Below are 13,997 nucleotides of genomic sequence, written 5' to 3' on the forward strand. Positions count from 1 at the left end.
GTATTGTAAAAAAATTAGCCACTTTTTATTGAAGCGATTTAATTAACTCCTTGTCGTCGCTTCATGTGGTTGGTAAAGTAGACGGATTTTCATTCGTTTCCAGCTTGCAGGATTATCCTTTCGTTATGTTTAAAAAAATTCGTGGCATGTTTTCCAACGACTTGTCTATTGATTTGGGTACCGCCAATACTCTCATCTATGTCAAAGGACAAGGTATTGTGTTAGACGAACCGTCAGTTGTCGCTATTCGTCAAGATCGCGCAGGCTCACCTAAGAGCGTTGCTGCTGTAGGTCATGAAGCAAAACAGATGCTAGGCCGGACGCCAGGTAATATCGCGGCTATTCGTCCAATGAAAGATGGCGTGATTGCTGATTTTTATGTTACTGAAAAAATGTTACAGTATTTTATCAAACAAGTTCATAGCAATAGCTTTATGCGTCCAAGTCCACGCGTCTTAGTTTGTGTACCTGTTGATGCGACCCAGGTAGAACGTCGTGCAATCCGAGAGTCGGCGCTTAGTGCTGGCGCTCGTGAGGTTTTCTTAATTGAAGAACCCATGTCGGCTGCAATTGGTGCTGGTTTGCCTGTTTCCGAAGCAACGGGTTCAATGGTGGTTGATATTGGTGGTGGAACGACAGAAGTTGCTGTTATTTCATTAAATGGTGTTGTTTATTCGTCATCGGTACGTATCGGCGGTGACCGGTTTGATGAAGCGATCATTAATTATGTTCGTCGCAATTATGGTTCATTAATCGGTGAAGCTACTGCTGAGCGGATTAAACATGAAATCGGTTCGGCCTATCCTACAGATCAAGTTTACGAAATTGAAGTGCGCGGGCGTAATTTGGCTGAAGGCGTACCACGTGGTTTTACACTTAATTCTAATGAGATACTTGAGGCATTACAGGAGCCTTTAACCGGTATTGTTAGTGCCGTTATGTTGGCCTTGGAACAATGTCCACCAGAATTAGCTTCTGATATCTCTGAACGAGGTATGGTGTTAACTGGTGGTGGCGCGTTGTTGCGTAATTTGGATCGTCTATTAATGGAAGAAACAGGCATTCCCGTTATTGTTGCTGAAGATCCGCTAACTTGTGTTGCACGTGGTGGTGGTAAGGCATTGGAAATGATCGACATGCATGGTGGTGATCTGTTTAGTGATGACTAGACGTTAACCAATAGAAGGAGGAACTTAAGGATGGCGCTCCTCCTTACTTTATGTATAGCGATGTTAATGTTTAACGTTTATTTATTTTTTATCAAAATAACTCATGAAGCCGATCTTTAGTCGAGGGCCATCCCTACAATTACGTATTATTATTGCGATCGTTGTTGCAATCGTGCTGGTTGCTTTTGATCGTCAATTTGATACTTTTAATAAAATACGTAGTTATTTAGATACGGCTGTTAGCCCTTTTTATTTTTTGGCAAATGGTCCGCGAGAACTGCTTGATAATATTTCAGATGCATTGGCGAGAAGAGATCAACTTCTTTTTGAAAATAAAGCATTGAAGAAAGAGATTTTATTAAAAAAAGCAGATAATTTATTACTTGGGCGACTTAAACAGGAAAACGCTAGATTACGTGAGCTATTGGGTTCACCTCTACGTCAGGATGAACACATGATGGTTACTCAAGTGCTTTCAGGTGCTAATACACCTTATCGAGATCAAATTGTGATTGATAAAGGTTTACATGATGGTGTTTATGAAGGCCAGCCTGTTATTAGTGATAAAGGTGTTGTTGGACAGGTTATCGCAGTGAGCCAGTTTAATAGTCGTGTTTTACTGGTTTGCGACACAACGCATGCATTACCTATACAAGTATTACGTAATGATATTCGGGTTATTGCAGTGGGTACAGGATGTAGTGATGATCTTCAACTTGAACCTTTACCAGATAATATTGATATACGTATTGGTGATGTAATAGTTACTTCTGGTTTAGGCGGGCGTTTTCCTGAAGGTTACCCAGTTGCGACTGTTTCTTCCGTAAGACATGATACCCAGCGCGCTTATACGATTATCCATGCTCGGCCTACCGCAGATTTACAAAGACTACGCTATCTTTTATTGCTATGGGGAAACTCTAGCGATCCTTCTCATCCTTTACCTCCATCAGAAGTATATCGCGCAGCAAATGAACGTTTAATGAAGATTCTGCCCCAGGTGTTTCCTGGCCCAAACGAGCTTCAAGGGCCACAGCTACCGTCAACAGAAATGAAAAAAAATGTCGAGCAACCTCCTTTGGTCGCTCAGTAGGAATTGCTACCGTGAAATCAAGGCAACTAAAGGAAACTAAAGGAAACATAAAATGGATCAATACCGTGGAAATGGGCGGTGGATCATTTGGCTGTCCTTTTTAATTGCAATAATCCTAGAGCAAGTGCCCTGGCCTGAGCAGTTTATTTATTATCGCCCCACATGGTTAGCATTAATTTTAATTTATTGGGTTATGGCTTTGCCGCATCGAGTTAGTGTAGGCACAGGATTTTTTTTGGGGATCTTTATGGATCTGATCCAAGGTTCAGCTCTTGGTGTACATGCATTAGCTTATAGTATGATTTGTTATTTGGTATCGTATAAACATCAGCTTCTTCGTAATATGGCACTGTGGCAACAATCCCTTGTTATTGCTGGATTATCAGTGGTTATGAATTTTACGATCTTCTGGGCGGAGTTTCTTTCCTCTCTAGTATTATTTCATCCCGAAGTATTCTGGAATTGTTTGATTAATGCCATCTTGTGGCCTTGGATGTTTTTATTATTGCGCAAAGTTCGACGTCAGTTTTTAGTTCGTTAAAAATGGGCAGCCAAGTGTCTATTTTTTCTATGGTAAATAGAATTTATTTCGCGTCAGCTTCGCCAAGAAGGCGTAAGTTAATTGAGCAGCTAGGATGGTTATTTGACATTATTCTCCCTGATATATCTGAATTATGTTACGAAGGAGAGACAGCCTGTGAGTATGTTATTCGCTTAGCATGTGAAAAATCTCAGGCGGGTGTTGATATGGCAGAAAAACCCTACCCAGTGTTAGGTGCGGATACTATTGTCGTAAGTGACGGAAATATTTTGGGTAAGCCTAAAGATGAAAACCATGCTGCGCATATATTAAGACAACTTTCAGGTAAAACACACCAGGTGATGACTGCAATCGTGTTCTCAGATAAGCGAAATACATTGTATGATTTAATTGTCACCAAAGTGACATTGCGGCAATTAACAAATAAAGAAATCGATCAATATATCTTGTCGGGTGAGCCGATGGACAAGGCAGGAGCTTATGCTATCCAGGGTAAAGGTGGCTGTTTTGTTAAGCGGATTGTCGGAAGTTATCACGTTGTAGTAGGGTTACCGTTAGTTGAAACAGATGAATTATTGACTAAGTTTCTGGCGTTAAATAATAGGAATGAGAGCTATGGTAGCTGAACTATTAGTCAATGTAACCCCCTCTGAAACACGGGTGGCTTATATTGATGGTGGCGTGTTACAAGAAATTCATATTGAGCGTGAAGCTAAAAGAGGCATTGTAGGTAATATTTACAAAGGTCGTGTGAGTCGAGTTTTGCCCGGTATGCAGGCGGCCTTTGTTGATATTGGCTTGGAAAAGTCCGCTTTTCTTCATGCCTCAGATATTATGCCTCATACCGAATACATTGCCGGCGACGAACAAAAAAACTTTCATGTACGTGATATCGGCGAATTGGTTCGGCAAGGGCAAGATATTATGGTACAGGTGGTTAAAGATCCGCTAGGAACAAAAGGTGCTCGTTTAACAACGGATATCACATTACCATCCCGTTATCTGGTTTTTATGCCGGGCGCTTCTCATGTCGGCGTTTCCCAACGCATTGAAGGTGAAGAAGAACGAGAACGTTTGAAAAATATTGTTGAGCTATTTTGTGATGAGCATGGTGGCTTCATTATTCGTACTGCGGCAGAAGGGATCGGTGATGATGAACTGGCTCAAGATGCCGCTTTCTTGAAGCGTTTATGGGCTAAAATTGTTGAGCGTAAAAAACGTCATAAGTCCCGTATGCAGATTTATGGTGAACTGGCTTTGGCACATCGTATCATTCGTGATTTTGCCGGTGCTTCATTAGATCGGATCCGTGTTGATTCAAACCTGACTTTTATTTCATTAAAAGATTTTATTGATGAATATGTGCCTGAAATGACAGTAAAACTTGAACTGTATCAAGGACCATTACCAATATTAGATCTGTATGATGTTGAGAAAGAGATCCAACGTGCTTTAGAACGTAAAGTTGAATTAAAATCAGGTGGTTACCTAATTATTGATCAAACTGAAGCAATGACCACTATTGATATTAATACTGGTGCTTTTGTTGGTCACCGTAATCTGGAAGAGACCATTTTTAATACCAATATTGAAGCGTCACAAGCTATAGCGAGGCAGTTAAGGTTACGCAACCTAGGCGGTATTATTATTATCGATTTTATTGATATGCTTGATCCTGAGCATCGTCGTCGTGTTTTGGCATCGTTGGAACAATCATTATTAAAAGATCGGGTTAAAACCACCATTAATGGTTTTTCTCAACTAGGATTGGTCGAGATGACACGCAAAAGAACACGTGAGAGCCTTGAACATGTTCTATGTGATGAATGCCCGACTTGCCAGGGTAGAGGAACAGTAAAATCGGTAGAAACAGTCTGTTATGAAATTTTACGTGAAATTGTTCGTATAAATCGTACTATCGATGCCAATCGTTTCTTAGTCTATGCTTCAGCGGCAGTTGTTGAAGCATTAAATGGTGATGAATCTCATATATTGGCCGAAGTAGAAATTTTTGTTGGCAAATCTGTCAAAGTCCAAATTGAGTCACTGTATAGTCAGGAACAGTTTGATGTCGTTATGATGTAGTTATGATAGTGGTTAGATTGCCATTGTAGTAACTTCTTTTGGAAGGAGAGATGGGTGAAACGACTACCTAAGGTATTGGTAGCCATAAGCGCAATAATAGTACTTATTATGGCATTGGCCATTATTGGACTACGTCTTTTTCTTCCACAAATTAATGAATATCGCAATCAACTTGAAGGACAGCTGCAATCATTAACAGGAATACCGTTTAAAATTGGTCATATTGAAGGTGAATGGGTCTCTTTTGGACCAGTATTAACGTTTTCTGATGTCAGTGTCAGCAAGAAAAAAGTGAATATTCAGGTAAAGAAAATAAAATTTTCACTTGATATATGGCGTTCACTCTTTTCTTTACATCTCCGTTTTCGGGATATTATTTTCTATCAATTAAATGCAGATTGTTATAAACCACTTGAATTTGTCAGTGAAGGCGATTTTAGTCATTTTGATTTAGATGCTTTAGATGAATTGTTTTTACAGCAATTTGATTATTTTACCTTAAAAGAAAGCCGTATCACTTTTCTGACGCCGTCGGCAGAAAAAAAGACCTTAAAGATCCCTGAACTGACCTGGTTAAATCAAAATGAATATCATCGAGCACAAGGATTTATCAGCCTTGATAATTTTGAACAGCAGCAAGATCAGGATGCCATTCAAATTAAACTCAATCTTCGTAATAAAAATGGCGTGATTAATAGCGGCACGGTTTACTTACAGGCAAATAATGTAAATTTGCGCCCTTGGTTAAGTCGTTGGTTACGTGATAGTACTGGATTACAGAATGCAGTATTTAGTCTTTCTAGCTGGATTACTATCAAAGATAGTCATATCGAAGGTGGGCAATTACAGTTGCATCAAGGACAGGCAAATTGGCAGGTTGATGGACAAGAGCATCAGCTGGCTGTTGATGATTTATTGCTGACCCTGCATCGTCAAGAGAATGGTTGGTTATTTAATATTCCACAGCTACAACATTTAAAAACTGATCAACAACAATGGCTTGAAGGTCAAATTTCTCTACTCTATTTACCACAATCAAAAGCAGATGAAAATCATTGGCGTATACGGATTAATAATATTCAATTAGAGCGATTAAGAACTATTATCCCTATTTTCTCTTTTTTCACGCCTGAATTTATTAGTGATTGGCAAAAACGTCAGCCAAAAGGTCAACTCGTCGCACTGGCATTGGATATTACGCCGGGTAAGCCAGAGAAAGCACTAATTGATGCCACCTGGCAAGATATTAGCTGGATACGCTGGAAAGATTTACCTTCAGTTAGCCATTTTAGTGGTTCATTGCGAGGTAGTCAGCAAAGTGGAAGATTCTTATTTAACTTAAATAATAGTTTTATCGAATATGCACCAATGTTTAAAGTGCCATTGGAAATTTCTGCCGGACAGGGAACCATTTTTTGGTCGGAAGAAGGCCAATCACGCCAGATTTGGAGTGAGGATCTGATGCTGCAAGCAAAATCGCTATCGACAACCGGCGATTTTCGTTATCAGACAGCAAAAGATCAGCCACCTATATTAAGTATTTTGGCTGGCGCAAAATTGACCGATGCGGGTGATGCATGGCGTTATTTTCCCACCACGTTAATGGGTAAAGATTTATCTGATTATCTGACGAAAGCAATTATTAGCGGTTATGTTGATGCCGCCACGATAGTTTTTCACGGTGATCCGGCTAATTTTCCTTTTAAAAAGAATAATGGACAATTTCAAGTTGTTGTACCGCTACGAGATGCGACTTTTAAGTATCAACCTGATTGGCCGACAATTTTTGATTTGGATATCGATCTTAATTTTGAACGTAATGGACTTTGGATGTCGGCGCCTAGTGTAAAATTAGGTGATGCTAAAGCAGTAGATCTTAGCGCAGATATTGCCGATTATAGTCAATCTAAATTATTAATAAAATCTCATATTACCGGTGATGGAAAAGCGATCCGTAATTATTTTATCCATAGCCCGATGGAAGGTTCGATTGGCGAGGCATTAGATGCAGTGAAAATAGGCGGTAACGTTAGTGGCAAATTGATGCTTGATATTCCGTTAGAGAGAAATAGTGGTAGTGTGATTGCTAGTGGTCAAGTTGATCTTAAGAATAATGATGTCGATATCACAGCTATTGATAGTCAGCTGGAACAGCTAACGGGGCGTTTTTATTTTCGTAATGGTGATTTGAAAAGTGAAAAGTTGCAAGCTGAATGGTTTGGCCAACCGATAAATTTAACATTTAATACTATTAATGAACGACAGAATTACCAGATCAATGTAAATGTTGGCGGTAATTGGCAAGCTAAAAAAATCGCTATTTTACCTAAATCGATTACGCGTCAATTGGCAGGTAGCACAGCCTGGCAAGGACAGGTTAATATTCAATTGCCCAATCAACTAAAGCAAAATCCAACCTTATCCATTGCTCTGAATAGCAAATTAGATAAGCTTACTAGCAAATTTCCTGCTTTGGATAGCAAGCAAATAAGGCAATTAGGTGATATGCAAATTCGTGCTAGTGGTGATACCCGGCAATTACAAATTTATGGTGATGTTGGTAAGCAAGTTAGCTTTAATAGCCAATGGCAATTTACTGAAAAGCAAGTTCGTTTGCTAAAAGTAGCCATTCAGCCTTACACAGCTAAAGGTGTTGTTCTGCCCGACAGTCCATTAGTTATGATCAACTTACCTGAAATCAATGATCCGAAATGGCTTTCATTGTTGACTTCATTTTCTTCATTAAATTTAGCACCGCAAAGTTATGGTAAATCATTTGTAATACCCGATATCGCTATTGTTAACTTGCTAAAGATCACTTTTGCTAAACAGCAATGGAATAATATGGCATTTACCATTAATAAAACCGCTGAATTAACGACAATTGTTATAGATAGCGATAATTTGAAGGGTAGTTTAAGTATTCCGAAGCAGGGTGATTGGCAAGCTAAGATTAACTATCTTTATTTTAATCCAGAAACTTCATTCCAACAGCAGAATTATGTGGCAATAAATAACCTTGCGCAAAGATATGATATTTCAGCTTGGCCAAATATGAATATTTATTGCTCAGAATGTTGGCTTGCAGGCTATAAACTAGGTGAACTAAAAGCACAAGTCATACGCAATAGACAAACCCTCATTTTAAAAGAAGGATCGTTAATAAATAGCTCCACTGATTTGAAAATCTCTGTTATATGGCATGCAGATCAGCAAAACAGTACAACGATAAAAGGGATATTAAAAGGTAATCGATTTGATGATTTGGCTGCTTATTATGGCATACTAGTGCCGATTAAACAGTCACCTTTTAAAATTGATTTTGATTTAAATTGGGCCGCAGTACCATGGCAACCTGATGTTGCTAGTTTGAACGGTAATCTGAGTTTTAAATTAGCTAAGGGAGCAATTGCTCAGATGGGTGGTGGTGGAGCCGGTCAGTTGTTGCGTTTTATCAGTTTTGACGCACTTTTACGTAAATTGCAATTGGATTTTAGTGATACCTTTAGTGATGACTTTGCGTTTGATGCCATTCGGGGTAACGCCAATATAAAAAATGGCATCTTGAATACTGATAATTTTTATATTGATGGTTTAATGGCTGATATTACAATACATGGCAAAATTAATTTAGTTCGTCGTGATATGAATTTAGAAGCTATTATTACCCCTGAAATTTCAACCACGGTAAGTGTTGCAACGGCATTTGCCGTTAATCCACTTGCGGGTGCGGCAGTGTTTGCTGCAACTAGAGTATTGGGCCCATTATGGAGTAAAATATCGGTTATTCGTTATCGAATTACCGGTAGTCTGGAACAACCAAAAATTGATGAAACTTTACGTCAATTGAAGGAGAATCAACGGGATGACAAGTGACAATATTGCACTATTACAATTGTGTAGTGGTAAAAATACTAAACATAACCTTGCTCAGATAGAGCAGCAGATTAAACAATTGCCAAATAGTGTGAAATTGGTTTTAACACCGGAAAATGCACTGTTGTTTAGTGATAATATCAGTTACCGTAATTTTGCTGAATCACAGGGAGAAGGTCCTTTACAAGGTGCAATTGCTGAAATGGCTCGTCATTATCAAGTATGGATATTGGTGGGCTCTATGCCATTAATCAGCCGCGAAGATCCTGAGCTTATCACGAGTAGTAGTCTGTTATTTGATGATAGCGCTGCAATTCGTGCTCGCTATGACAAAATTCACATGTTTGATGTGAATATAATTGATGATGAACAAGGTATTTATAACGAATCGTCAATTTATCAACGTGGTGAACATATTACAGTAGTTGATACGCCAGTTGGCCGTTTAGGAATGACGATTTGTTATGATTTACGTTTTCCCTGCCTGTTTCAGGCATTAAGAAAGCAAGGGGCGGATCTCATTGCTGTGCCGGCTGCTTTTACACGTTTAACTGGTGAAGCTCACTGGGAACCACTGTTAAAAGCCCGCGCGATTGAAAATCAATGTATTATTTTGGCGCCGGCACAAATAGGCGTGCATGGTCAACGTCGTACTTGGGGTCACTCAATGGTGATTGATAGCTGGGGCAATATTTTGCAAGAAAATGCAGATGCAGTCAGTGCATTAACGCTTAATATTGATAAAGCTAAAGAAAGCCTGATTGGTGTCCGTGAACAGATGAAAGTCGTAAAGCATAATCGCTTCCGTACTAGTTTGATGCCATTAATTGGACACAAAACGAAATAGAAAGAGTAAATAAATATGAGTTTAACCTCTGTTAGTGAATATTTGCTGACATCAAACGATCTTAATCATCAACATCTGCAAGATGTTTTACAATCACTTGCCGAGCGATATTTAGATTATGCCGATCTCTATTTTCAATCGAGTTGTCATGAAGCATGGGGATTGGAAGACGGAATTATTAAAAGAGGATCCTTCAATATTGATCAGGGTGTAGGTATTCGCGCTATTCGTGATGATAAAACCGGATTTGCTTATGCCGATCAGATAACTTTACAGGCACTACAGCAAAGTGCTAATGCGGCTCGAAGCATTGTAAATCAGGCTGGGAAGGGCAAAGCATGTCTAATTAGTAAGGTTAATTTTAAACATTTATATTCTGCGATTGATCCTATACAAACAATGAGCCCGGAAGAGAAAATCGCATTGTTGCAGCGTGTTGATCAAGTTGCCCGAGCCGAAGATCCTCGTGTGCAAGAGGTCGATGTAACGCTATCTGGTGTTTATGAACATGTTCTGGTCGTAGCAACAGATGGCACGTTAGCGGCTGATATTCGTCCATTAGTACGCTTATCTGTCAGTGTGTTAGTGGAACATGACGGCAAGCGTGAGCGTGCTGGTAGTGGTGGTGGTGGGCGCTATGGTTACCAATATTTTCTTGAAACAGAGCAAGGTGAAGTTCGGGCGGAATATTATGCTCGAGAGGCTGTCCGCATAGCATTGGTTAATCTTACCGCAATTGCTGCACCGGCAGGCACAATGCCTGTGGTACTCGGTGCTGGTTGGCCAGGTGTTTTACTACACGAGGCAGTCGGCCACGGTCTTGAAGGTGATTTTAATCGGCGTGGCACATCTATTTTTAGTGGAAAAGTAGGTCAACAAGTTGCTTCACCACTTTGTACCGTGGTTGATGATGCCACTCTAGTCGGTCGTAGAGGATCTTTAGCCATCGATGATGAAGGTGTACCGGGACAATATAATGTCTTGATTGAAAATGGTATTTTAAAAGGTTATATGCAAGACAAAATGAATGCTCGTTTGATGGGGGTTGTGCCAACCGGTAATGGTCGGCGTGAATCTTATGCGCATTTGCCGATGCCTCGTATGACAAATACTTATATGTTAGCCGGACAATCAACCCCAGCAGAGATAATAGCCAGTGTTGATCGTGGTATTTATGCACCTAATTTTGCTGGTGGGCAAGTTGATATTACTTCGGGCAAATTTGTTTTTTCGACTGCGGAAGCCTATTTGATCGAAAAAGGGAAAATCACAAAGCCGATAAAAGGAGCAACATTAATTGGCTCCGGGCGAGAAGCAATGCAGCAGATTTCAATGGTTGGTAATGATCTCAAACTTGATAGCGGGATTGGTGTTTGCGGCAAAGAAGGGCAAAGTGTTCCTGTTGGTGTCGGCCAACCCACATTAAAGCTCGATAGTATGACGGTTGGTGGAACAGCATAATAAATTTTTGGATGATTGGATGAATAAAAAAATTGTTATCTTGCTAATATTAGCCATATTAATAGGGGCAGGCGTTTACTTTAAATGGCATAGTCGGCAGCAGGCAGACATAATAGGGCAAACAGTAGCGCCCACGGCTGTCCATAATATTGACAAGTTAACCGCACAGCAAAATGTGGTTAATTATCTAAGGCAATACCATCGATTACCAGACTTTTATATTACAAAAAGAAAAGCACGACAAAGTGGTTGGGATCCAAGGGCCGGTAATTTATGTCAAGTTATGCCGGGTAAAGCGATTGGTGACGATAGATACAACAACAGAGAAAAATTGCTACCTGCTGCTCCAGATCGCCAATGGTATGAAGCCGATATTAATTATCACTGTGGTCATCGAGCTAGTGATAGATTGCTTTATTCATCAGATGGATTGATTTATGTGACGTTAGATCATTATAAAACCTTTTCAAGAGTGAATTAAATGATGCATTGTGTTGAATTTGATTTTCGTGAAATAGACAATCTGAATGACTTTTATCAAAAAGCGATATTGGTTTTTGAATTACCAAAATGGTTTGGCCAAAATTTGGATGCACTTTGGGATATGTTGACTGGTGGAATTGCTTTACCGGTAGAGGTTATTTTTTCTCATATAAATGAATATCAGTTAACAGAATTTGCTGAGCTGATAACGGTTTTTAGAGAAGCTGAACAAACATTGGGAGGGCAATTCATATTTCATTGCCGAGCCTCCCAATCTAATCCAGCTTAGGCACTTTCAGATAGTGTTTTTAGGTATTGAAAGAGTTGGCGATAGGCTTTAGCCGGTTTATTTGCCTCTCTTTCTTTTTTACAGTTACGAATTAAGGTCCGTAGCTGTTGACGATCAGCTAAGGGAAATAAACGTATTACATCTTCAATTGCATTATCGCCATTCTCTAATAATTGATTACGTAAAGCTTCAAGTTTATGTAATATGGCAATTTGTTGATTGTGCCGATTTTTTAGCTTATCCAACGCGTCATAAATAGGTTGAGGATCTTGCGCTCTGAGTAATTTACCAATAAATTGTAGCTGGCGTCGTCGCCCTTCACGCTTAATTTTTTGCGCTAATTCAACAGCTGCTAGTAGTTCATCATTAAGGGGGATACGTTCTAGTTCATGTTTAATAAGTTCAACTAGTTCTGCTCCCAGCTTTTTTAGCGCTTCGGCATCACGCTTGATTTCGCTTTTGCTGACCCAGATGATTTCATCCTTATCGATATTATCGGCGTTATCATCGAACCAGTTATCGGGCTGTTTTGCCATCGCGGTTTTCCTCTTAGCAAGACGTCGGATTATTTTATTTCAGAATAATCTGTCGTCTGGTATGTTAACATCTTATCTCTATTGTAACTGGGAAAATAGATTTAATGCTACAGAGGATTTATTTTCTGCTGAAGATAGGTATTGGTTGAGTTGATTTTATTTTCTATTTTTGGATGATATCAATGAGTTTGACGGAACAGGTTTTATTACAACGTAAACAATTAGAAGAAACAGTTGCATATGCATTATCAATCGCCAAAAAGAGTTGTGATGCAGCTGAAGTGGCTATTAATAAATCAACAGGTATCAGTGTAAGTACACGTTTTGGTGAAACTGAAAATATTGAATTTAATAGTGATGGTGCTCTTGGCATCACGGTTTATCATAAACAACGTAAAGGTAGTGTATCGTCCACTAATTTACATCCAGCAGCGATTAAGCGTACTGTGCAAGCCGCTATTGATATTGCACAGTATACTTCGGAAGATCCTTTTGCTGGTTTAGCAGACGCTGACCTTTTGGCTTATCAATCACCTGATTTAAAACTCTTTTATCCCTTTGATATTGATGCTGAAAAAGCGATCCAATTGGCAGGTCAAGCGGAGATGTCGGCTTTAAATGCGGATAAAAGAATTAAAAATACTGAAGGTGGAAGTTTTAATAGTCATTATGGCATTAGAGTGTTTGGTAATACTCACGGAATGTTACAGAGCTATTGCTCCAGTCGGCACTCAATGTCAAGTTGTGTGATTGCTCAGGAGAATGATGGAATGGAGCGCGATTATGCTTATTCCATTGCCCGTCGATTAGAGGATTTGCAATCACCTCAATGGGTTGGACAGGAGGCTGCTCGCCGAACTGTCGCCAGGCTTTCACCGCGTAAATTATCAACTATGAAGACACCGGTCATTTTTGCTGCTGAGGTAGCAACCGGTTTATTTGGTCACCTGGTTGGTGCGATTAGTGGTACAAGTATTTATCGTAGATCCTCTTTTTTATTAGACAGCCTCGGTAAGCAAATTTTTCCTTCTTGGTTAACCATTCAGGAGAAGCCACATCTGATTAGCGGACTAGCGTCATCTCCCTTTGATAGTGAAGGTGTGAACACTAGTCAACGTAATATTATTGAGCAAGGGATATTACAAACTTGGTTATTGACCAGTTATTCAGCACGTAAGCTTGGCTTGCAGAGTACTGGTCATGCTGGTGGTATTTATAACTGGCATATTGCCGGCCAGGGGTTAGATTTTGCTGCTTTATTGCGAGAAATGGGGACGGGGTTAGTTGTTACTGAATTGATGGGGCAGGGAGTTAGCTCGGTAACGGGGGATTATTCTCGGGGAGCAGCCGGTTTTTGGGTTGAAAACGGCGTAATACAATATCCTGTCAGTGAAATTACTATTGCTGGCAATCTAAAACAGATGTGGGCTAATATCGTAACAATAGGCAACGATATTGAAACTCGCAGTAATATTCAATGTGGTTCGGTATTATTACCAGAAATGCATGTTGCTGGTCAGTAAATTTTGCTAATAATTGCTGTCGTTGAATGAGAAGATTTGGCCGGATTGAACGGTTAAAATGATAGGCATTTACAGCAAGAGCAGAAATTACCAG

12 protein-coding genes are annotated in these 13,997 nt (G+C 39.7%); 11 read left to right on the forward strand and 1 reads right to left on the reverse strand.

Annotated elements, in window-relative coordinates; translation table 11 throughout:
• The first annotated feature begins 125 nt into the window (after nt 1-125).
• The 10 genes from mreB to V3224_RS16450 all read left to right on the forward strand — a co-directional run bounded on the left by mreB (nt 126) and on the right by V3224_RS16450 (nt 11,844).
• Entirely contained in the window at nt 126-1,169 is a 1,044-nt protein-coding gene (gene mreB / locus V3224_RS16405) for a rod shape-determining protein MreB (protein WP_334472055.1), read from the forward strand.
• Nucleotides 1,170-1,272: 103 nt separating this feature from the next.
• Nucleotides 1,273-2,262, forward strand: a complete 990-nt coding sequence (gene mreC / locus V3224_RS16410) for a rod shape-determining protein MreC (protein ID WP_334471753.1) — start codon at nt 1,273-1,275, stop codon at nt 2,260-2,262.
• A 52-nt stretch (nt 2,263-2,314) separates the two neighbouring features.
• The gene (gene mreD, locus V3224_RS16415) at nt 2,315-2,803 is read left to right on the forward strand and encodes a rod shape-determining protein MreD (RefSeq protein ID WP_032115649.1); all 489 of its coding nucleotides are present in this window, start codon (nt 2,315-2,317) and stop codon (nt 2,801-2,803) included.
• Nucleotides 2,804-2,805: 2 nt separating this feature from the next.
• The gene (locus V3224_RS16420) at nt 2,806-3,429 is read left to right on the forward strand and encodes a Maf family protein (protein WP_334471755.1); all 624 of its coding nucleotides are present in this window, start codon (nt 2,806-2,808) and stop codon (nt 3,427-3,429) included.
• On the forward strand, nt 3,419-4,888 hold the full coding sequence (rng, locus tag V3224_RS16425; RefSeq protein ID WP_334471757.1) for a ribonuclease G: 1,470 nt from the start codon (nt 3,419-3,421) through the stop codon (nt 4,886-4,888). The genes V3224_RS16420 and rng overlap by 11 nt, the downstream gene beginning before the upstream one ends.
• A gap of 54 nt (nt 4,889-4,942) precedes the next feature.
• Nucleotides 4,943-8,764, forward strand: coding sequence for an AsmA2 domain-containing protein YhdP (yhdP, locus tag V3224_RS16430; protein ID WP_334471759.1), 3,822 nt, complete (start codon nt 4,943-4,945; stop codon nt 8,762-8,764).
• On the forward strand, nt 8,754-9,611 hold the full coding sequence (gene nit1, locus V3224_RS16435) for a deaminated glutathione amidase (protein WP_334471761.1): 858 nt from the start codon (nt 8,754-8,756) through the stop codon (nt 9,609-9,611). Before yhdP ends, nit1 begins: the two co-directional genes overlap by 11 nt.
• Nucleotides 9,612-9,626: 15 nt before the next feature.
• Nucleotides 9,627-11,072: a metalloprotease TldD gene (gene tldD, locus V3224_RS16440; protein WP_334471763.1), complete on the forward strand. Its 1,446-nt coding sequence runs from the start codon at nt 9,627-9,629 to the stop codon at nt 11,070-11,072.
• A gap of 19 nt (nt 11,073-11,091) precedes the next feature.
• Nucleotides 11,092-11,553 (forward strand): ribonuclease domain-containing protein, encoded by a 462-nt coding sequence (locus V3224_RS16445; protein ID WP_334471765.1) that lies wholly within the window; start codon nt 11,092-11,094, stop codon nt 11,551-11,553.
• Nucleotides 11,554-11,844, forward strand: a complete 291-nt coding sequence (locus tag V3224_RS16450) for a barstar family protein (RefSeq protein WP_238565690.1) — start codon at nt 11,554-11,556, stop codon at nt 11,842-11,844. It abuts the gene before it with no gap.
• Here V3224_RS16450 and yjgA read toward each other — a convergent pair.
• Nucleotides 11,841-12,380, reverse strand: coding sequence for a ribosome biogenesis factor YjgA (yjgA, locus tag V3224_RS16455; RefSeq protein WP_334471769.1), 540 nt, complete (start codon nt 12,378-12,380; stop codon nt 11,841-11,843). The genes V3224_RS16450 and yjgA overlap by 4 nt on opposite strands.
• Nucleotides 12,381-12,562: 182 nt before the next feature.
• On the opposite strand from yjgA, the gene pmbA reads away from it, so the two are divergent.
• Nucleotides 12,563-13,903, forward strand: a complete 1,341-nt coding sequence (pmbA, locus tag V3224_RS16460; RefSeq protein WP_334471771.1) for a metalloprotease PmbA — start codon at nt 12,563-12,565, stop codon at nt 13,901-13,903.
• Nucleotides 13,904-13,997 lie beyond the last annotated feature (94 nt).

Origin of the sequence: Arsenophonus sp. PmNCSU2021_1, assembly GCF_036919435.1 — a bacterium.
Lineage (GTDB): Bacteria > Pseudomonadota > Gammaproteobacteria > Enterobacterales > Enterobacteriaceae > Arsenophonus > Arsenophonus nilaparvatae.

What these genes read in the sequence shown, in the direction of transcription:
- V3224_RS16420 (WP_334471755.1), top strand. Translation starts at nt 2,806, where the DNA reads ATGGGCAGCCAAGTGTCTATTTTTTCTATGGTAAATAGAATTTATTTC.
- mreC (WP_334471753.1), top strand. Translation starts at nt 1,273, where the DNA reads ATGAAGCCGATCTTTAGTCGAGGGCCATCCCTACAATTACGTATTATT.
- V3224_RS16450 (WP_238565690.1), top strand. Translation starts at nt 11,554, where the DNA reads ATGATGCATTGTGTTGAATTTGATTTTCGTGAAATAGACAATCTGAAT.
- pmbA (WP_334471771.1), top strand. Translation starts at nt 12,563, where the DNA reads ATGAGTTTGACGGAACAGGTTTTATTACAACGTAAACAATTAGAAGAA.
- mreD (WP_032115649.1), top strand. Translation starts at nt 2,315, where the DNA reads ATGGATCAATACCGTGGAAATGGGCGGTGGATCATTTGGCTGTCCTTT.
- mreB (WP_334472055.1), top strand. Translation starts at nt 126, where the DNA reads ATGTTTAAAAAAATTCGTGGCATGTTTTCCAACGACTTGTCTATTGAT.
- yjgA (WP_334471769.1), bottom strand. Translation starts at nt 12,380, where the DNA reads ATGGCAAAACAGCCCGATAACTGGTTCGATGATAACGCCGATAATATC.
- rng (WP_334471757.1), top strand. Translation starts at nt 3,419, where the DNA reads ATGGTAGCTGAACTATTAGTCAATGTAACCCCCTCTGAAACACGGGTG.
- V3224_RS16445 (WP_334471765.1), top strand. Translation starts at nt 11,092, where the DNA reads ATGAATAAAAAAATTGTTATCTTGCTAATATTAGCCATATTAATAGGG.
- nit1 (WP_334471761.1), top strand. Translation starts at nt 8,754, where the DNA reads ATGACAAGTGACAATATTGCACTATTACAATTGTGTAGTGGTAAAAAT.
- tldD (WP_334471763.1), top strand. Translation starts at nt 9,627, where the DNA reads ATGAGTTTAACCTCTGTTAGTGAATATTTGCTGACATCAAACGATCTT.